Here is a 19,587-nt window from a genome sequence, read left to right as displayed (position 1 = left end):
GTCGCGGGCGCACTCACTCGGTGACGAGCAGGACTCGCAGGTCGTTGACGTTGGTGCCGGTCTGTCCGGTGAACACGAGCGCATCGCGCTCGTCTAGATAGTCGTAGACATCGTTGTCGTTCAACCGCGCACGCGCCAGTTGGAGGTCGTCGACGGTCGTCGAGTCGACCAGCGCGCCGGCTGCGTCGGTCGGCCCGTCGATTCCGTCGGTATCGACCGCACAGAGCACAGTCCCTTCGGGAAGCTCGATCGCCGCGCTGAGGGCGAATTCCTGATTCGGCCCGCCCTCTCCGTCGCCTCGAATCGTCACCGTCGTCTCGCCGCCAGAGAGGATCGCCGCGGGCGGTGAGACCGGATTGCCGGTCCGACCGCTCTCCTCGGCGATCGCGACGTGCGTCAGCGCGGCCTCACGGGCCTCTCCGCGCACCGACGACGAGAGGACGAGCGGCTCGAAACCGGCGTCGGCGCACACCTCTCGCGCGGCCCCGAGCGCCGTGAAGTTGTCGGCGACGACGTGCGTCGAGACAGTCGCGAAGGCCGAGTCGTCCTCGTTGGGCGTGTCGTCGAACCCGCCCGCCGCACCGCGTTCTACGTGCCGAACGACCGGCTCCGGAGCGTCGACCTCGTACTCTTCGAGGACGCCGAGTGCGTCCGCATAGGTCGTCGGGTCCGGCGAGAGCGGCCCGCTCGCAACGACCGAGACGTCTCCCGAGCTGACGTCGCTGAAGACGAGGCCGACGGTCGTCGCCGGTGCGAGTCCGCGCGCGAGCTGACCGCCCTTTATCGCCGAGACGTGCTTTCGGACGGCGTTGATCCGGTCGATCGGCGCGCCCGAGCGGAGCAGTCCGTCGGTGAGCGATTGCAGGTCCGCCAGCGAGACGCCCTCGACGGGGGCGGCCAAGAGCGCGCTCCCGCCGCCGGTCACGGCAACGACTGCGAGAGTGTTCTCGTCGCTTGCGCGCGCTCGGTCGAGCACGCGCCGCGTCCCGTCGACGTTCGCCTCGCTCGGGACGGGATGAGTGCCGACGACCGCCTCTATCGGATCCGCTGGCTCCGGATCGTCGGTGACGACGACTCCCCCGTCAAGCCGACCGTCGAGCAGTTCCGAGAGATAGGTCGCGACCTGTCCGGCGGCGTTACCGCCCCCGAGAACGACGATTTCATCGTACGCGGCCAAGTCGTATGCCTCCTCGGCGATCCGTAGGGTCCCTCCCTCTACCGTGATGACTCGTTCGAGGACCGCGCGCGGCTGGGCGGCCCCGATACCGGCTTCGACGGCATCGAGGGCGACCTCGTGGGCCGGGTCTGCGTCCCGCGTGGCGTTCCGGTCGATCATAGCGGTTGCTCACCCGGCGAGATATAAAGCCTCACGAAGCGTCCGCGTGGGCTATGGTTTCACCGCCTACGGTTGCAGGAGGAACCCTCCCTCGACCGGGAGCGCAACACCGGTGATGCGCGAGGCGAGATCAGAGCCCAAGAACAGCACCGCGTTCGCGAGCTCACGGGGGGCCGCCCGTCCGGGCATCGCCTCCGTGATCTCGTAGCGGTCGGTCGTGTCCGGTCGCTGGACGGCCACGCGGTCCTGCATCGCGGTGGCGACAATGCCCGGGAGAATCGCGTTCACTCGGATCCCCTCCTCGGCGTACTCCATCGCCGCGGCCCGAGTCATCCCGTTGATGCCCGCCTTTGAAGCGCTGTATCCCGCGCGACCCATTATGCCGGTGGCACTGGCGACCGACGAAGTGCTGATGATCGAACCGCCGCCGTCGGCCAGCATCGCTTGGATGCCGTACTTCATTCCGTAGAAGGTCCCCCGGAGGTTGACGTCGACGACGTGCTCGAAATCCGCGGTCTCGTACTCTGCGAAATCGGCGAGCGCACCCTCGGTACCCGCGTTGTTGAACAGGACATCGAGTCCGCCGTACCCCTCGACGGCGAGTTCGATCGTCCGTTTGACATCGTTCTCATCGGACACGTCCGTCCGGACGAACGTCGCCTCGCCACCGCCTTCGACGATGTCGTCTACGGTTTCTTTGCCGCCGTTTTCGTCGATATCAGCGACGACGACGCTGGCCCCGTGCTCGGCGTAAGTCTTCGCCGTCGCTTCGCCGATACCCGAGGCTCCACCGGTGATGACTGCTACCTTTCCCTCGACTAACATACGCTGGTGAACACTTCGCTGGGGTAGGTTATACGTTCCGGTTCGATCCGGCTGTAGGTTATGTATAGTACGTACTACGCGCGCAGAACCTTGCTAATACAACACAATCTTTATTACTAATTAGTCAGATTCGTGCAAGTATGGCTCGTAAGCACAAGCCAACGTCACGTCGAAGTGTACTGAAAAGCGGCGGTATCGCCCTCGGTGTCGGAATGGGCCTCGCCGGTTGTATGGGGGACAACGGCGACGGCAGCGGAGACAGCAGTGGCGATAGCAACGGTGACAGTGGAGGTGCGACCACGAGTAGCGGAAGTGACGCAGAGGAGTTCGAGCTCACTTTCGCGACGACTCAGCCGCCGGAGAACATCTCCGTGCAGACGGCACAGGAATACTTCATCGACGCCATCGAGGAGGAGACGGACGGCCGGATCACCGTGGATCTCCAAGCGGCGACGCTCGGGGGGACCGAGGACAACCTCGACGCGCTGGAGGCCGGAACCGTCGACGTCCTCAACGAGAGCCCGACGGCACTGTCCCAGCGGTTCGCTTCCGAGTACTCGTTCGCGGGCGACCCGTTCGTCATCGAGGATATGGAACACTACCGCGCGGTGAATCAGGAGTTCCTGATGCCCGAAGACGGGCTCAACGGCATCCTGCTGGACAACGGCATTCGACTGGGTCCGGCCTTCTACGTCGGCAACCGCTGTTTCACCAGCAACACGCCGGTCACCTCTCCCGAAGACGTGCAGGGGCTCAAACTTCGTCTCCCGCAGTACGAGACGTGGACCGCAGTCTGGGACGAGATCGGCGCTGACGTGACGCCTGTGGCCTACGACGAACTGTACTCGGCGCTGCAGACCGGTGTCGTCGACGCCTCCGAGGGCCCGATCTCGCAGTTCCTGTCGGTGAGCCTCTACGAGGTGCAGTCGCATTTCAGTGTCACCAACCACCTGCTGGACACCAAGCACTTCCTCTACAACGACGAGTTCTTCCAAGGGCTCAGCGACGAGGACCGCGACCTCATCACGACGACCGCGAATGAGGCGGTCCAGTCGATGACCGAGGACATCAAGACCGAGGAGGAGTCGCTGTACGAGCAGGCCCGCGAGGAGGGCACGACCGTCGTCACCGCCGAGGAAGTCGACCGTGACGCGTTCGTCGAAGCCGGTCAGCCCGCGCTCGAAGAACTCTCCGAGACCAACTGGGCGGTCAACATCGCCGACATCCAAGACCTCGCGTAGAGACGCGGGCCTGTCTGCGAGGAATCCCTTCGTTCGATCCACCGGCCAGATCCGGGTGTTCCACCTGAACCCGGAGCTCTCGTTTCGCCTTCTCCGCTGACTCTCTTTTGAGTCGAACGGCGCTCGTTACTACTCGAGAGACGTTGCGCGCAGCGAAACGACCGGGCAGTGCGCGTTCAAAAGAACCGACTGGGCGACGCTTCCGAAGAGAATCTTCCCGGTTTGGCTGCGCTGTTGCGGACTCACGACGACGTACCGCGCATCTTGTGCTTCCGCGTAATCGACGATCTCGGCCGCGGGATCGCCAACACGGCCGACGGCTTTCGCCTCGGCTCCGAACTGATGGTCGTCGACGAGCGCCGATGCAATCTGTGCCGCTCTGTCTCGCAGCTTCGAAACCGGAATGCCGTCGTCACCGTGACCCACGCTATCTTCTTCGGCCTGTATCGCTTCCGACCGCTTCATCACGTGCAGCACGTGCACGACGTCGTCGAACTGCTGTGCGAGAACGTCGGCTTCTTCGAGTACAGCGCTCGCTTGATCGGAACGGTCGACTGCAGCCACGATAACCATACGCCACCGTAGAACCTCATCATTCATATAATTTTACTGGCGACCGCGACAGTAGGGTTAGATGGGGTTCTCCCGCCCGCGGTCGCCTAACTGCCTCGATCCGAAAGATACGCTAACGGTAACGCTTTTACAACTCGTAGATGATTCCCGATCACGATGGAATCTACGCTGTCGATTATCACGTCCTCTATCCTTCCGATCTTTCTGATCTTGGGAGCAGGCTCTCTGTTGAACCGATTTCAGGAAATCGATCCGGGGCCGCTCAACACCCTCTCGTTGTTCGTGTTGACGCCCGCACTCATCATCCACAGTATCACACTCACCGAACTCGGCACGGACGCACTGGTGAAAGTGACGCTCGGCGTGCTCGGATTCGTCCTGTGTCTTCTCGTCGTGGCGCGTCTGTTCGGATGTCTCACCGGAAAGACCGGACCGGTCCAGAACACCTTCGTTCTGGTTGCCGTCTTCGGGAACACGGGCGCGCTGGGAATCCCGTTGGCGGACTTCGCGTACGGCGACATCGGTCGGCAGACGGCGGTGCTCTTCGCCGCGGTCCACGGCGCGTTGGTGTTCACCATCGGGCTCTTGATCGCCCTGCGGTCCGATCAGCAGTCGGGCTACGGCAACCTCAAGCGGGTCTTTCGGTACCCCCTCGTGTACGCCGTCGTCGTCGCCGTCGTCGCCCGCGCCGCCGGTGTCGTGCCGTCGGCCGATTCGGCGTTGATGGGGACGCTGGGACTCGTCGGTGAATCGTCGATTCCGGTGATGTTACTCATCTTGGGTATCCAACTGTCGGAGACCGAGTACGGCGGTGCCCTCTCGATGACGATCACGCCGACGATCTTTCGGTTTCTCGTCTCGCCGCTCGTCGGCATCGCTGTCGCGCTCGCACTCGGGTTTCAAAACAGCGACGTCGCGCAGGTGTTCGTCCTATTGACGGCGATGCCGGTGGCAGTGGCCCCGATTATCTTCGTCGTCGAGTTCGCCAGCGAACAGACGGTCCGAGGCGTGACGCATCCGGAGTTCGTCTCGGCGAACGTGTTCGTGACGACGCTCGTCTCGATTCCGGTGGTGACGGTCGCGGTCACGCTACTGAAGTCCGGACTCGTTATCTAATCCCGAGCGAAAACGACTGCGCCCTCAGAGCAGACCGAACGTGCGGGGGAGTGCGAGAGACAGTTCGGGGAAGACGATGAGTAGCAGTATGACGACTGCCAGCGGGAAGTAATACGGCAGCACGGCACGCATTATTTTATCGAGCGATTCGTCCGTTACCCGTTCGAGAACGAAGAGGATGAGTCCGAACGGGGGCGTGATCAGCCCGTACATCAACGTCACCACCATCACGATGCCGAAGTGGATCGGGTCGATGCCGAGCTCGGGATACAGCGGGACCAACATCGGGACCATAATGAGGAGCACCGCCATCCCCTCCATAAACGTCCCGAGGACCAAGAGGACGAACGCCAAGATCAACATCGTGACGACGGTGCTGGCCCCGAGTCCGGTGACGATGCTACCGATCATATCCGGAATTCCGGCGAGCGTTAGCCAGTAGGCGTAGAGGTTCGCGAATCCGAAGATAACGACGATGCTGACTGTGTCCTCGAACGTCTCTTTGCTTACGTGGTAGAGGTCCGACAGCGTGATCGAACGGTAGTAGAAGAAGCCCAAGAAGATCGCGTACACCACGGCGACGAGTGCGGCCTCGGTGGCGGTGAACACGCCCGCGAGGATGCCACCGATGATGATGAGCGGAGCCATCAGCCCCGGAACAGCCTTGATGAACGACTCGAACAGTTGCGGGAAGTCATACGACCCCTCGGTCGGCCAGTCGCCTTTGCGGGCCAGGTAATACACGGTTCCGGCCATCGCGAGCGCCATCAGCAGACCGGGGACGACACCGGCGATGAACAGCGTCCCGATCGACTCCTGCGCTAAGACCGCGTACACGACGATCGGAATGCTGGGAGGGATGATCGGCCCGATTATCGAGGAGGCTCCGGTGATACCCACGGCATCGTCGCCCTCGTATCCGTTGTTCGTCATCGCCTCGTACTCGACACTCCCGATGCCCGCGGCGTCCGCCACCGCGGAGCCGCTCATTCCGGAGAATATCAGACTCACGACGACATTCACCTGCGCCAACCCGCCGCGGATCGGCCCGACGAGTTCCGTCGCGAAATTGAACATATCGTCGGTGATTCCAGTGATGTTCATGATCCGTCCCGCCATCAGGAAGAACGGGACGGCGAGCAGCACCCACGAGTTCATCCCCGCCCAGAACCGCTGGGTGATGACGATGAAGTTCAACTCGGGGCCGATCGGCAGCAACATAATGAAGATGACTGTCAGCCCGAGCGAGTACGCGGCGGGGACGCCGATCCCATACAGTGCCATCAGGAGTCCGATGAACGCGACGAGAAGTACTTCAGACATTGTTCCCTCCGAGAATGTCACCCACTCGCTCTCTCGTATCGTTCACCACGACGACGAAGAGGACCGCCGAGGACGCGCCGAAGAGCAGGTAGCCCCAGCCGACTTTGAACCAACTGATCAGTGGCAGGCCGGTATCTCCCGCTGTTTGGGCCGCGACGTACGCGGACCAGACGAGGAGTACAGAGAGGAACGCCATCAGCACGTTTCTGGCGAGGAGCAGCTGGTCAGTGCGCGTCGTAATTCGTTGGAGAACGGGGAGAAACGAGATGTCCGAATCGTTCTTGAACAGATACGGCAGTCCGATGATCGTCATCAGCGCGAGCGTGGTTCTGGCGACTTCGTACGTCCACGGAAGCGATGCGGGGAGGTCGACGTACCGACTGACTACTTGGAGGAGGCCCACCACCAACATAATATTCAGCATAATAACACCAATCCCGACGGTGACTCTGTCAAACCAGTCCGATCCCATATTCGGGTAAAAATCACCAACTATCATAAACCCTTTGCAAACGCCTTTAGGAGCCTTTTCGACCAGCACACACCACCGAATTCGCACGGCACCAGCGTCTCCAGTGCACCCGAACACTCAAGACCGACTCAGTCGAGACCGTGGTATGGACGAGTCCCACTATCCACGGCAGTTTGCACACGTCGGCCTCACGGTCCCAGATATCGAGGCGGCTCTCGAGTGGTACGAAGACGTTCTGGGTTGGCGGCGGCTCAAAGGTCCGCGCACAGCGACCAGAGGCGACGGCTACGCCGCGAAGCGCGCCACGGATCTCCTCGGTGAATTCGATTCGATGACGGTTGCACACCTAATCACCAGCAACGGCGTTGCTGTCGAACTCTTCGAGTTCGAGCCCGCAGAACCGTCCGAACAGGTCGATCCCAAACGACCGGGACTCTTTCACGTCGGCGTTGTCGACCCCGACGTTGCCGGCTTGGCTGAGCGGATCGACCGCGCCGGGGGCGATCACTACGCCGAGGTCTGGCGACTCTACGAGGACTCCGAGAAATACCGACTCACGTACTGTCGCGATCCGTTCGGGAATCTGATCGAGATCTACTCGCACAGCCACGAGCAAATGCACGCCGCGGGACTCGCGACGGCCGAGCGACCGTAACGGGATCACGTTTTCCAAAAGATTATAATACGAGAGTTGCCACCCATCCGTATGCGCGGACTAGCAAAGACGAAGCGCGAGTCCGGGAGTATGGAGCTCGTCGACGTCGACCGACCGGCTCCTGCATCGGACGAAGCGCTGATCGAAGTAGATTATGCGGGCCTCTGCGGCAGCGACGCCGGGATCTACCAGTTTAAACCGGCGTTCGAGCGGATGGATCCGCCGACCATCATCGGCCACGAGTACACGGGCCGCGTCGTCGAAACCGGCGACGACGTCACGCGGTTTTCGCCCGGCGATCGCGTCGTCGAGCGACCGATCCGGAACTGCGGCGAGTGTTATCAGTGCCAGAGCGGGATGGAGAACATCTGCGAAAACATCGAGTTGACCGGCATCGATCACGACGGCGCGTACGCGGGGTACATCGCCGCTCCCGCCGACTCGTTGCAGTCCGTCCCCGATGACGTCGATCCCCGTCACGCGGCGCTCGCAGAACCGACCGCCGTCTGTACACGCGCCGTGATCGAGAACTCACGGGTCGGAGCCGGCGACAACGTGCTCGTCGCCGGTCCGGGTCCGATCGGCCTCCTCACCGCACAGGTGGCCGACGCGCAGGGTGCTACAGTCACCGTCGCGGGGATCGGACCGGACACCGCATATCGACTGCCGCTCGCTGAGAAACTCGGATTTACCGCGCTCAACATCGAGGAGACCGATCTCGAAGCCTATCGCGAGGAACACACCGACGGCATCGGCTTCGACGTCGTCTTCGATACGACCGGCCATCCCTCGGGTCTCTCGATGGCGGCCGAGGAGGTCCGAAAGGGCGGTCAGATCGTGTTGGTCGGTCAGCCCGGAGAAGCGTCGCTCGACTACACCCCGCTCGTCCGCGCCGAAGTCGACCTCCAGTGCTCCTACAGCGCGCTGTATCGGGATTTCCACAACGCCTTCCGACTGATGGCGAGCGGCGATCTGGATCACGAAACGTTCCTCGACGACCGGTTCAGCCTCCTCGACCCGGAAGCGGCGTTCGAGGCGTTCCTCGCCGGCGAGACCTGCAAACCCGTCTTCGATATCTCGGTTCTGCGGGAGTAACGACCGCCGTCCGCGACTGGTGGTACTATCGGCGACTGGTGTCGCTGTCAATAACCGGTGTCGCGTAGGTTCAGGAGGCAGCGATCAGCGTCCGCAGTTACGGCCGACAAAAGGACGGTTTCCGCCGTTCAATTGCACTGAGGCCCGACTCAGTTGTTCCGGGGATCCCACTCGTTCCACTCTCGCTCGACGAGGTAGTTGTCGAGTTTCCCTTTTGGATCCTCGAAGACGTGCGAGCCGTGGAAGACGAGCAGCGTGTGGAAGTCGAAGTCGAGCAGGTTGTAGAGATTCAGCTCCGCGTCCGCGTGGTTATCGTTGAACAGCGCGGGTGGCGGGAGCAGGTATCCGGCGGGGAGTCCACCGCGGTCCGAGCCGTCGAGGACGTCTCCCGAAATCAGAATATCGCGGTCCTGCAGGAGGAGTGCCGAGGTCGCCTCTGTGTGGCCCGGTACCTGAATGACCCGGATGTTGCCGTCGAGGACGTCGCCGTCCTCGTAGGCCACGTCGGGCTCGATATCGAGACCGGCCTCCTCGAAATGCGCGTAGAGTTTGGATTCGTCGGCTGGCATCGCGATCTCGGGATCGAACGCTTCGACGACGTGCGCGAGGCCGCCGTGGTGGCCGTGATCGCCGTGCGTGAGGATGACTCGATCGACGGTTCCGTACTCCTCGCGGAGCGTCTCGACGAGTTCCTCGGCGTTCTCGTCGAACGCAGTGTCGATGAGCGTGATCTGCCCCTCGACCGGCATATCCTCTAACACGAACACGCGAACGTGCTCGAACTGTATCTGGTCGATACCTTCGACGACGTTGCTGACGCTCATACCTTGGGTGAAAATCGGGAGTAGTGATATATAAAAACTGTGTTCGCAGTCAGAAAGGTCGACGATTCAACGGGCGAAACCACCTGCCGTCAGAAACGTTCGTACGGCTGCAAATATGGTGAATGGTACCACTTCGAATAATTGTTTCAATATTATTGAAACGCCGTCTCAGTATCCCTCTAGATGTGGGACGGATAACAGAGGTACATACGTTATATCTATCCAAAAGGTCCAATTTCGTTTCACTACTGTTAAAAACACTCTCGATGCGTCAGTATCAACTAACGGTATCAGCGGCAGGTGACAAGCGTTTTCGCAGACCTGATGTGAGAACTGTCCCCACATCAAGTAGCAACTTTCAGACTATCACTCGCCGAATGCGATGTCAAGTCACCGCGGGACTCTGTGATTTCAATAATGATGTAACACTCCCCATTTTCGAGTAAACACTGGTCAGTTCCGGCGGAAGACCGTCACGCTCGCCTGTTCGATCGAAGTTGTCTGTGGTCGGTCGGATAGACACTGGTCCGATGGGCCGGCCAAGAGAAAAAGAGTGAGTAATTCCAACAATACAATAGTGTTATTTTTTGAAGCACCCACCGCTCTTTTCCAAGAATACTTTGAAATAGCACATAGTATGATTTCTTATGTAATATTTGGTTGCTTCGAGGTTGTAGTCTGTCCGTGCTAATTCAGATCATACATAAACTATTTAAACTATTTCAATTATAGGTTTAAGTATTCCTGTTTAATGATTATTTTATGATATTAATAGTTGCTAGCAGCGTATCCTCTTTCTCGTTTATTTAGATAATATTTAAGATATTTGTGAAAACCTCTAGATATTCTGTCCGTTCAATTCTGGTCTGTATGTAGTTCGATATTCCGCTCGAACCGATAACCAAATTTATATGCGCTTGGATGCTACCGCGTGACAATGAGGATCGACGACTTCGCTCTCGCGGCCACAACAAATGACCTAACACGAGAGCAAGACGCCCGAGAGGCGGCGGACATCGTCGAATTTCGGATCGACAAGGCAGAGAACCCGATCGAACAACTCGAATCTTACGACGGCGAACTTCCCATAATCGCGACGAACCGAAACCAGTGGTTCGGCGGGAAAGCGAAAGACACCGGACGCTTGGATACGCTTTTCGCAGCATCGCGTTTCGACAGTGTCGCGTACGTTGACATCGAACTGGAGACCGCCCGAGCGAAAGAGTGGATCCTCGATGAGTTCCGCGACAACGACGTCGGCCTCATCATTTCTCATCACGACTTCGATTCGACGCCCGACGAAGAGATTCTCACGGCGATCATCGATCAGTGCGCACACTACGGCGACATCGCGAAGGTAGCGACGTACCCGCAAGATCTCTCAGACACGCTCGTTCTCCTCTCGGCGCTTCACGAATCCACCCAATCCGGCATTGACGCCGCCGGAATCGCGATGGGTGAGACCGGGAGCCACACCCGCGTCGTCGGCCACATTTACGGCTCGAAACTCGGCTACGCCCCGCTGTTGGACGACGACAGCGACTACGCGCCGGGACAGATTTCGCTTGGAAAACTCCGGGCGCTCATCGAGGCGACGCGGATCGATGGAACGAAACTGGAGCGGATCGGTGCGATCGAAGACGACGTCGCCGTGCCCTCGGAACTGACGCTTCCGAACTGAGTCTGTTCTCCGCGACGGTCGGCGTCGGACGCGAGAGTCAATTCGCGAGCGGTTCCACGAGTCGAAGCTCTTTCTCGTCCGCGACGGCTCGGATTTTGTCCAGTACCACGTCAGTCGCACCTTTTTCCGCCGCGATCGAAATCCGCGCGCTCGACACGTTCGCCGTCCCCTCCGGTGCGGCGAGCGACAGGTCCGTCACCGACGCGTTCGCCGACTCTTGAATCCGAGAGAGCGTATCGGAGAGATCGGTGTCGATCACGTGTCCCGAGAGGATCACCGTCAGGCCTTCGCTGTACCGTTCGGTCCCCGCCTGAATAACGTTGATTCCGGCGTCTCTGAGCCCGTCGATGATCTTCTCGAACCGAGCGGGCGTCGCTTCGACATCGACCTCGACGGGGATGTGCCCGCGCGGGGTGACGTTCCCCCGTTCGTGAAAGATAGACAATAGGTTCCCGCCGTTTTCGGCGATCGGACGGAGCGAACGGAGGAGCTCCCCCGGCTCATCGACGAGTTCTAACCGGAGCGTGTACGCACGAACGTCCGTCTGTACGTCACTCATCGGTAGATCGACCCCCGGTCGACGTGTGCATAGTGACATCAACCTACGGGATCGAAATAAGTATACTGTCGGGTTCGCCCGCGAGCAAACGAACGTGAGTGCCGCCGATCGCGAAGACATCTGAAAATAACAATCCACAATAGAGTAAACAATTTTTTGTAAAGAATTATCTCGATCTGCACACACTGACTGACGTACACGTATGTCAGCCACGACGTTACAGGACGCACTCGACGACGCCGACAGCACGGTCGACCTCCTTCGCGATCTCGGACTCGCGCGGTTCACCGACCTGCCGGACGAGTTCACTCACTGGATCGAAGAGCAGCGCGCGTGGGCCGAGAGCGTGGCGTTCGCGGATCAGTCGTACCACATGACGGATCTGCGGATCGACGGAACCGACGCGATCGACCTCTACTCGGACTACGCGGTCAACAACTTCCGACAGTTCGACGTCGGACAGGCGAAACAGCTCGTCGTCGCCAACCCCGACGGCTACCTCATCGGCGACGCGATCCTCTTTCGGGAGGCCGAAGACTCCTTCCTGAGCGTCGGGGCGGCCGCGGCGCACAACTGGCTGCTGTATCAGGCCGAGCGGGGCGAGTACGACGTCGAGACGGAGTACCAACCCCGCCCCGTCGGCACCGGCGAGGATCCCAACAACTTCCGCTATCAGGTACAGGGTCCCGACGCGGTCGCCGTGATGGAGGAGGCGATCGACGGCGATATTCCGGATCTCGGCTTCTTCCGCTTCGAGGAAGTGACCGTCGACGGCACCGAGATGTTCCTCCTGCGACACGGGATGGCCGGCGAGGCCGGCTTCGAGTTCTGGGGCGACTGGAACGACGCCGACGACGTCCGCGAGTCGATCCTCGACGCGGGTGAGGAGTACGGGATCCGACGCCTCGGATCGAAGAGCTACCAGAGCGCCAACACCGTCCTCGGATGGCTTCCCCTGCCGGTCCCGGCGATCTACTCCGGCGAGGAGATGGCGGACTTCCGCGAGTGGCTCTCGCTTCGCCGCGGGCTCATCTCGATCGGCGGCAGCTACGACTCCGACGACATCGAGGACTACTACGTCACGCCGATCGAGGTCGGCTACGACCACATCGTCGACTTCGATCACGACTTCGTCGGCAAGGAAGCGTTAGAGGCCGAGATCGACGACCCCGACCGCAAGAAGGTCACGCTCGTCTGGGACGACGAGGACGTCGTCGACGTGTTCGCCTCGCTATTCCGCGAGGGCGAGACGAAGAAATTCATGAATATGCCCGCACCGCGCTCCTCGGCGTGTCACTACGACGAGGTGAAAGCCGACGGCGACGTCGTCGGCGTCTCGAAGTGGATGAGCTACATCTACAACCACCGGGAGATGCTCTCGCTCGCGCTCGTCGACACCGAGTACGCCGAGCCCGGGACGGAGGTCACGCTCACGTGGGGCGAGGCCGACGGGACCCGAAACAAGAGCGTCGAACGCCACGAGAAGACCGAAATCACCGCGACAGTCGCGAAAGCGCCGTACAAGCAGGACCGTCGGTAGAGCGCCGCGAAAAGCTGTTTTCGAGAACAATGTAGTAGCGCTTGCAAGTCTTCGCTCGCTCGTTCGCACGACTGCGTGCGATCGGATGAGTAATCAGTTGCAAACGCGACGATAGTTCGATCGAAGAGCGTCGCCGATTCGAGAATCGTCAGTCCGAGATGAATTTATTATCGCGCCAGTTCACGCCGTTCGAGCCGTTATCGTTCTTCGAGGGGTTCTCGACGACTTCGATGCTCGCGGGACGCTCTTCGCCCTCGACGATGCGGTGGGCGGTGAGTTCGCCGTCGATCTCGGTGATCGCGGTGAGCGTGCCCTTCTCGGCGAGGAGAGCGATCTCGCGCAGGACGAGAAACATCGGGTACTGCAGCGCGGTGTTCTGTAACACCGTCTCGCGGTCGCCCTTGAAACAGGCGAACTCGACGAGTTCGGAGGGGATTTCCTCCTCTTCTTCGTCCCAGCGCGGTGCGCCCGCGCGCGGCGGTTCCTCTTCGTACACGCGGTTCTCCGTGATACTGGCTTTCAACTGCGCCGTCGGAGTGTACTTGCTCAGGTTGTCCTCGGCCGCGACGGCCTTCAGAATGAGCGTGTTGTTCCGACGGGTCACCTCGACGTCCGTGACCTCGGGCGGCAGGTCCGGGTCACCGTTCAGGTACTCTTCGACCTCTTCGAGGGGCAGTTCCAGTGTCGAGTGAAGTCGGTATACGCGGCCTGACATAGTTACTTTGAGTGGTACCCGTACGAGCCGGACGCAACGGGACGCCGGTACCTGCGTGTTGGTACGCACCGGGGCCTTATAGGGTCTGCTCTTTGATTCGTGCCACCGAGAGCAAGGCGGAGGCGGACGCGTCGCTGTCGGTCGGGTCGCGCGTCCGCCGCGGCAGCGGCGATGTCGTCGATTAGCCCTGCAGCGTCGCTTCCAACTCACCGCGCTCGTCGAGCTCCGCGAGGATGTCGCTACCGCCGACGAACTCGCCGTCGACGTACGTCTGCGGGATGGTCTCCCAGCCGCTGTGGGCCTCGAGCGCGCCGCGGTACTGATCGAGCGCGGGCAACACGTCGATCGTCTCGAACTCCTCGACGTACTGGGAGATGAGATTCACCGCGCGCTGTGAGTAGCCGCACTGCGGCATCAGTCGGTTCCCCTTCATAAAGAGGACGACGTCGTTCGACTCGATCGCGTCGTCGACTCGTTCCTGTACCTCCTCTTCGCTCAGATCCGTGCCGGGTTGGAACGTCATAGGTGGCCGTAGGCGATCACCGGTGAAATGGGTTGCGTCGGAGCGCGAGCGGCGCGAGCGCTCGTGGCCTGACGAAGACGTTCGAGGGGGTGGGTTACTCGCTGCCGACGCGGACGACGTCGATCAGCGAGTGCACCGGCACGCCGTCGAGCTCGTCGACGCCCTGCTTGTCGACGATGACGACGCAGGCGACCGGCTCGCCGCCCTCCTCGCGGATCGACTCGATCGTCTCTTTCATCGTCGTTCCCGAGGTGATCGTGTCGTCGACGACGTAGCACTCTCTGTCGCGGATCTGTGCGAAGTTCCGCGAGAACGACCCCCCGAGCTCCTCGATATCGCCCTCCTCCCACTGGTGCTTCGCGGGCGCGTACGACCCGAGGTCGGTATCGAGCTCGGTCGAGACGACGGTCGCGAGCGGCGCGCCCGCTTTCTCGATTCCGATCGTGAGGTCGACTTCCTCGCCCTCCTTCACGAGCAGGTCGGCCATCGCGCGCCCGATGTGCGCGAGCCGTCGCGAGTCGCGTCCGACGGCGCTCCAGTCGACGTGGATGTCGTGCGGACCGCTGCTGTCGTTGCTGTTCGGCGTGACCGGCTGGGGGTCGGGTTCGTGGCTGTCAGTGCCGCTTCGTTCGACGAGCCAGCTCGCCGTCTCGCGGGAGACGTTCAACTCGTCGGCGATCTCGCCCTTCGATAGGCCCCGCTCGGCGAGTTCCGCCGCACTCGAAATGAGGTCATCGACGTTCTTCATACGCGCTGAATTGGACGGCAGTTTTTATAGTGGTGTCGTCGTCGTCGAACGCCGCCTCGAAGTCGTCGAAACCGTACACGCCGGAGACCATCGCGTCGGTGAACCACGCCGGAAGGCGATCGAGCGTCGCCGCGGCCGCCTCGAAGTGCCGGACGTTCGAGTTGACGCTGCCGACGAGCGCCTTGTTGTGCAACACGAACTCCCGGTGGAGATCGCCGCCGTCGATCTCGAACTCCCACGGGCCGGGGACACCGAGCAGCGCGCCGACGCCGTTGGGCGCGAGCGCCTCGATCGTCTCGAAGGCGTGTTTCGCGTAGCCGGTCGCCTCGAAAACCAAGTCCATCGGCTCGTGCGCGTCGGCGACGTCCGGAAGCGGCGTCCGCCGAGAGTCGACGTACGTCGCGCCCAACCCCTCGATTACGTCGATCGTCGGATCGGGTCGGTCGCGGCGGCCGAGACAGTAGAGTCGGTCGTAGTCGGCGCGCTCATCGAGCAGTGCGAGCGCGAGCAGCCCGAGACTGCCGTTGCCGAGTACGAGCGCGGATTCGGGGGTCCACCCGAACGACGACCGCGACGCGGCGGCGAGTTCGAGCGCCTTCTCGGCGACCGAGAGCGGCTCGATGAGGAAGCCGATGTCGGCGATCGAACGGGGGACGGAAACGAGACACTCCTCGGGACTCGTGAAGTACTCGGCCATAAACCCGTGTGCGCCCTCGATGCCACGTTCGTAGTACGCACCAGACGGAGCCATATCGGCCTCGCCGCGCTCGAAGTACTCGTTCGTCTCCCCGGGCGGGCGACGGACCGTCGGAACGACGACGTCGCCCCGAGAGAACCGGGTGTCTCCGGAGTCCTCGACGACGCCGACGGCCTCGTGGCCGAGAACGAGCCGGTCTTCGCCGTCGGGAAAGCCACCGTGGCCGCCGGCGATTACCTCGTGGTCGGTCCCGTCGACGCCGACCCGAAGCGTGCGGACGAGCGCCTCACCGGGTGCGCGGTCCGGTCGCGCGATATCCACGAGAACCGGCCGGTTCGTCCCGCGCTCGACTGCGATGGCCTGCATACGCGGACGTATGTCACCGCGCGATAAAAGATTTATTCTATTTTGAGTTAATTCTTCGCGTGCGGATCACTCACCGAGGTCGGCGTCGAGTTCATCGACGAGGTCGTCGCCCAGACCGACGTAGGTCGCCGGGGAAAGCGCGCGGAGTTCCGTTTTCACCGCATCGTCGACGTCGAGGTCCGCGAAGAGATCGCGGAAGTCTTCGAGTGTGACGTTCTGTCCGCGCGTGAGTGTTTTGACGCGCTCGTACGCATCGGTGTCGCCCTCGCGCCGGAGAATCGTCTGGACGGCCTCGCCGATCAGTTCGGGGTGGGCGTCGAGTTCCTCGCGCATCACGTTCTCGTTCGGGACGACCTTCCCGAGTCCGGCCTCGGTCTTCCCGTAGCCGATGAGACAGTGTGCGAACGCCGCGCCGATGTTCCGCTTGACGGTGGAGTCCGAGAGGTCCCGCTGGAGTCGCGAGGTAGTGATGTAGTCCGCGAGGAACGTCAGATCGGAGTTGGCCTTCGAGAGGTTCCCTTCCGAGTTCTCGAAGTCGATCGGGTTCACCTTGTGCGGCATCGTCGAGGAACCGGTCTCGCCCGCGTCGGCCTCCTGTCCCAAGTAACGGTTCGAGACGTAGAGCCAGACGTCGCGATCGAGGTCGACGAGCACGTTGTTGACGCCGCGGAGCGCGTCGAACAGCGCCGCGAGGTCGTCGCAGGGGTTCACCTGCGTCGTGAGCGCGGCGTGTTCCAGCCCCAAGTCGGCGACGAACGAGTGGGAGAACGCCCGCCAGTCGACGTCGGGATAGGCGGCGACGTGCGCGGCGTAGGTTCCGGACGCGCCCGCGAGTTTGCCGGAGATATCGCCCGTGGCGTCGTCGACGCGTCCCATCGTCGTCCCGAGACGGGCGGCGTAGACGGCCATCTCCTTGCCGAACGTCGTCGGCGTCGCGGGCTGGCCGTGCGTCCGCGCCATCATCGGCGTGTCGCGGTGCTCGTGGGCGAGGTCGACGAGTTCGTCTCTGACGGCCGCGAGCGCGGGCAACAGCACCTCCTCGACGGCCGGCTTCACGAGCAGTCGGTGCGCGAGGTTGTTCACGTCCTCGGAGGTCAACCCGAAGTGGATCCACGGGTGAATCCGCTCGTCGGTCTCCGTGCGCAGGAAGTACTCGACGGCCTTCACGTCGTGGTTGGTCGCGCTGTAGCCCGCCGCGCCCTCAGTTTCGAGGCGCTTTATGAGCCGCGCGTCGTCGCCGTCGAAGCCGTCGACGACGGCGCGGAGTTCGTCGCGCTCGGCCTCGGAGAGCGACAGCGGCGTCGCGTCGAGGTCGTCCAGCGCGAGCAGGTACTCGACCTCGACGCGCAGTCGCCCCCGCATCAGCGCCGCCTCGCTGGCGTAGGGGACGAGCGGTTCGGTTCGGCCGGCGTATCGCCCGTCGAGTGGCGACACCGCGGCGAGTGGGTCGGAGCGAGAGAGATCGTCCATACGCGAACCCTCCCCGAGGCGCTAAAAAAGCGTGTCGATGGCGAGACTCATTCCCGTGCATAGATAAGGTCCGTATCGTGGCTTTTGTCACCCAACCTATCCTCGATCGTGTATATCAACGCCGAGGAGACCGCAACTGACTTACTGTCTGCGCGAGGGGTCACGGGTATGACCAAGATTGCCGGGTTGGCGAGCAATCGAGGACGGAACCTCCGACACATCCACGACAGCGGACCGGGCGGGACCGAACTGGCGGTCGTCCTCTCGAATCGCGAGGGCGCGCCGATTCTCGACGCCGCCGCCGAACGCGGTATTCCGACGGAAGTCGTCGAGCGCGAGTCCGAGGAGTCTCGGGAATCGCACGAAGCGCGCATCCTCGACGCCCTGTCGAGTTACGACTTCGATCTCGTCTGTCTAGACGGGTATATGCGCGTCCTCACGGAGACGTTTCTGGACGCGACGCCGACGACGCTGAACGTCCACCCGTCGCTGCTCCCCTCCTTTCCCGGGGACGACGCCCACGAGCAGGTGCTCGACGCTGGCGTCAGCGTCACTGGCTGTACCGTTCACGTCGTCACCGAGGCGGTCGACGACGGACCGGTCGTCACGCAGGAATCGGTGCCGGTGTACGCCGACGACGACCTCGACTCGCTGAAATCGCGCGTGCTCTCCGACGCGGAGTTCACCGCCTACCCGCGGGCAGTCCGGTGGTTCGCCGAGGACCGACTGGCCGTCGAGGAGCGCGAGACCGACGACGGAACGGAGTTGACCGTGACCGTCGAGGGCGACGACGGCGGAGACTTCCCCGAGCGCCGCGTCGTCTCCGACGACCGCCGCGCGGAGCTGCGCTACGGCGAGAACCCCCATCAGGCAGCCGCGGTGTACGCCGACGCCGCGACCGAGGAGGCGAGCGTCGTCGACGCGCCGCAGCGAAACGAGGGCGCGAAGGGCCTCTCGTACAACAACTACAACGACGCCGACGCCGCGTTGAACCTGATCAAGGAGTTCGACGAACCCGCCGCCGCGGTCATCAAACACACCAACCCGGCGGGCTGTGCGACGGCCGACACGCTCGCGGACGCCTACGCCGACGCGCTCGCGACGGATCCCATGAGCGCCTTTGGAGGTATTGTCGCACTAAACCGCCCTTGCGACGCGGCCACGGCCGAGGAGATCGTCGACTCGTTCAAGGAAGTCGTCGTCGCGCCGAGCTACACGGACGCCGCGCTCGACGTCCTCTGCGCGAAGGAGGACCTCCGCATCCTCGCCGTCGGCGACCTCGCCGATCGGACTGACCGACTGACGGAGAAGCCGCTCGTCGGTGGCAGACTCGTTCAAGAGCGCGACCTCTGGGCACCGACCCGCGAGGACGTCGAAGTCGCCACAGAGACCGAGCCGACCGACGAACAGCTGGAGACGATGCTGTTCGCCTGGAAGGTGCTCAAGCACGTCAAATCGAACGGCATCGTCTTCGCCGACGGCACCGAGACCGTCGGCGTCGGAATGGGCCAAGTGTCGCGCGTCGACGCCGTCAAACTGGCCGCGATGAAGGCCGAATCCGATGCCGAAGGCAAGAGCGCCGAGGGGGCCGTGATGGCCTCGGACGCCTTCTTCCCGTTCCCCGACGGCGTCGTGGAGGCCGCAGAAGCGGGCATCGAGGCGGTCATCCAGCCCGGCGGGTCCGTCAACGACGAGGACGTGATCGCCGCCTGCGACGAGCGCGGGATTCCGATGGTGTTCACCGGGCGGCGGTGTTTCAGACACGATTGAGCGAAGCGAAATCTGTCTGAAACTCGCGGCAGAGCGTAGCGATGACGTGGTGCTTTCC

At 62.3% G+C, this 19,587-nt stretch carries 19 protein-coding genes; 7 read left to right on the top strand and 12 right to left on the bottom strand.

Annotated elements, in window-relative coordinates:
* Positions 1–13: 13 nt before the first annotated feature.
* Both U5919_RS03970 and U5919_RS03965 read right to left on the bottom strand, forming a co-directional pair.
* Entirely contained in the window at positions 14–1,336 is a 1,323-nt protein-coding gene (locus tag U5919_RS03970) for a glycerate kinase type-2 family protein (protein WP_336022293.1), read from the bottom strand.
* Between the two features lie 66 nt (positions 1,337–1,402).
* On the bottom strand, positions 1,403–2,161 hold the full coding sequence (locus tag U5919_RS03965) for an SDR family NAD(P)-dependent oxidoreductase (RefSeq protein WP_336022290.1): 759 nt from the start codon (positions 2,159–2,161) through the stop codon (positions 1,403–1,405).
* A gap of 140 nt (positions 2,162–2,301) precedes the next feature.
* On the opposite strand from U5919_RS03965, the gene U5919_RS03960 reads away from it, so the two are divergent.
* Positions 2,302–3,402, top strand: a complete 1,101-nt coding sequence (locus tag U5919_RS03960; RefSeq protein ID WP_336022289.1) for a TRAP transporter substrate-binding protein — start codon at positions 2,302–2,304, stop codon at positions 3,400–3,402.
* A 129-nt stretch (positions 3,403–3,531) separates the two neighbouring features.
* Here U5919_RS03960 and U5919_RS03955 read toward each other — a convergent pair whose 3' ends face one another.
* A complete protein-coding gene (locus tag U5919_RS03955) occupies positions 3,532–3,975 on the bottom strand; it encodes a universal stress protein (protein WP_336022287.1) in 444 nt (147 codons plus the stop codon).
* Between the two features lie 156 nt (positions 3,976–4,131).
* Here U5919_RS03955 and U5919_RS03950 point away from each other — a divergent pair, with 156 nt between their 5' ends.
* Complete coding sequence (locus U5919_RS03950) at positions 4,132–5,091, top strand: AEC family transporter (RefSeq protein ID WP_336022285.1); 960 nt, start codon at positions 4,132–4,134, stop codon at positions 5,089–5,091.
* A 24-nt stretch (positions 5,092–5,115) separates the two neighbouring features.
* Here the strand turns inward: U5919_RS03950 and U5919_RS03945 are convergent, their stop codons facing one another.
* Both U5919_RS03945 and U5919_RS03940 read right to left on the bottom strand, forming a co-directional pair.
* A complete protein-coding gene (locus U5919_RS03945) occupies positions 5,116–6,414 on the bottom strand; it encodes a TRAP transporter large permease (RefSeq protein WP_336022283.1) in 1,299 nt (432 codons plus the stop codon).
* Entirely contained in the window at positions 6,407–6,886 is a 480-nt protein-coding gene (locus U5919_RS03940; RefSeq protein ID WP_336022282.1) for a TRAP transporter small permease, read from the bottom strand. The genes U5919_RS03945 and U5919_RS03940 overlap by 8 nt, the downstream gene beginning before the upstream one ends.
* 145 nt (positions 6,887–7,031) lie before the next feature.
* Here U5919_RS03940 and U5919_RS03935 point away from each other — a divergent pair, with 145 nt between their 5' ends.
* Together U5919_RS03935 and U5919_RS03930 are read left to right on the top strand one after the other, a co-directional pair.
* Positions 7,032–7,541 (top strand): VOC family protein, encoded by a 510-nt coding sequence (locus U5919_RS03935; protein ID WP_336022280.1) that lies wholly within the window; start codon positions 7,032–7,034, stop codon positions 7,539–7,541.
* 51 nt (positions 7,542–7,592) lie between these two features.
* Positions 7,593–8,636: a zinc-dependent alcohol dehydrogenase gene (locus tag U5919_RS03930; protein ID WP_336022277.1), complete on the top strand. Its 1,044-nt coding sequence runs from the start codon at positions 7,593–7,595 to the stop codon at positions 8,634–8,636.
* Between the two features lie 149 nt (positions 8,637–8,785).
* Here the strand turns inward: U5919_RS03930 and U5919_RS03925 are convergent, their stop codons facing one another.
* Complete coding sequence (locus U5919_RS03925; protein ID WP_336022274.1) at positions 8,786–9,460, bottom strand: MBL fold metallo-hydrolase; 675 nt, start codon at positions 9,458–9,460, stop codon at positions 8,786–8,788.
* A 937-nt stretch (positions 9,461–10,397) separates the two neighbouring features.
* Here U5919_RS03925 and U5919_RS03920 point away from each other — a divergent pair.
* Entirely contained in the window at positions 10,398–11,141 is a 744-nt protein-coding gene (locus U5919_RS03920; protein WP_336022272.1) for a type I 3-dehydroquinate dehydratase, read from the top strand.
* Positions 11,142–11,178: 37 nt separating this feature from the next.
* On the opposite strand, the gene U5919_RS03915 is transcribed toward U5919_RS03920, so the two are convergent.
* On the bottom strand, positions 11,179–11,700 hold the full coding sequence (locus U5919_RS03915; protein ID WP_336022270.1) for an amino acid-binding protein: 522 nt from the start codon (positions 11,698–11,700) through the stop codon (positions 11,179–11,181).
* 202 nt (positions 11,701–11,902) lie between these two features.
* On the opposite strand from U5919_RS03915, the gene U5919_RS03910 reads away from it, so the two are divergent.
* On the top strand, positions 11,903–13,240 hold the full coding sequence (locus U5919_RS03910) for a hypothetical protein (protein ID WP_336022269.1): 1,338 nt from the start codon (positions 11,903–11,905) through the stop codon (positions 13,238–13,240).
* A 148-nt stretch (positions 13,241–13,388) separates the two neighbouring features.
* Here the strand turns inward: U5919_RS03910 and U5919_RS03905 are convergent, their stop codons facing one another.
* The 5 genes from U5919_RS03905 to purB all read right to left on the bottom strand — a co-directional run bounded on the left by U5919_RS03905 (position 13,389) and on the right by purB (position 17,759).
* Positions 13,389–13,955, bottom strand: a complete 567-nt coding sequence (locus tag U5919_RS03905) for a DUF7110 family protein (protein WP_336022267.1) — start codon at positions 13,953–13,955, stop codon at positions 13,389–13,391.
* Positions 13,956–14,136: 181 nt separating this feature from the next.
* Positions 14,137–14,478 carry a glutaredoxin family protein gene (locus U5919_RS03900; protein ID WP_336022265.1) on the bottom strand — a complete coding sequence of 114 codons (342 nt, stop codon included), beginning with the start codon at positions 14,476–14,478 and terminating at the stop codon, positions 14,137–14,139.
* 94 nt (positions 14,479–14,572) lie between these two features.
* Positions 14,573–15,226: a transcriptional regulator GfcR gene (gfcR, locus tag U5919_RS03895; RefSeq protein ID WP_336022263.1), complete on the bottom strand. Its 654-nt coding sequence runs from the start codon at positions 15,224–15,226 to the stop codon at positions 14,573–14,575.
* Positions 15,210–16,289 (bottom strand): glucose 1-dehydrogenase, encoded by a 1,080-nt coding sequence (locus tag U5919_RS03890; protein WP_336022261.1) that lies wholly within the window; start codon positions 16,287–16,289, stop codon positions 15,210–15,212. The genes gfcR and U5919_RS03890 overlap by 17 nt, the downstream gene beginning before the upstream one ends.
* 66 nt (positions 16,290–16,355) lie before the next feature.
* A complete protein-coding gene (purB, locus tag U5919_RS03885) occupies positions 16,356–17,759 on the bottom strand; it encodes an adenylosuccinate lyase (protein ID WP_336022260.1) in 1,404 nt (467 codons plus the stop codon).
* Between the two features lie 168 nt (positions 17,760–17,927).
* Here purB and purH point away from each other — a divergent pair, with 168 nt between their 5' ends.
* A complete protein-coding gene (gene purH, locus U5919_RS03880) occupies positions 17,928–19,529 on the top strand; it encodes a bifunctional phosphoribosylaminoimidazolecarboxamide formyltransferase/IMP cyclohydrolase (RefSeq protein WP_336022259.1) in 1,602 nt (533 codons plus the stop codon).
* The last annotated feature ends 58 nt before the right edge of the window (positions 19,530–19,587 follow it).

Origin of the sequence: Halobellus sp. LT62 (assembly GCF_037031285.1) — an archaeon.
Lineage (GTDB): Archaea > Halobacteriota > Halobacteria > Halobacteriales > Haloferacaceae > Haloquadratum > Haloquadratum salinisoli.
This window is presented reverse-complemented; position numbering and strand designations above follow the sequence as displayed.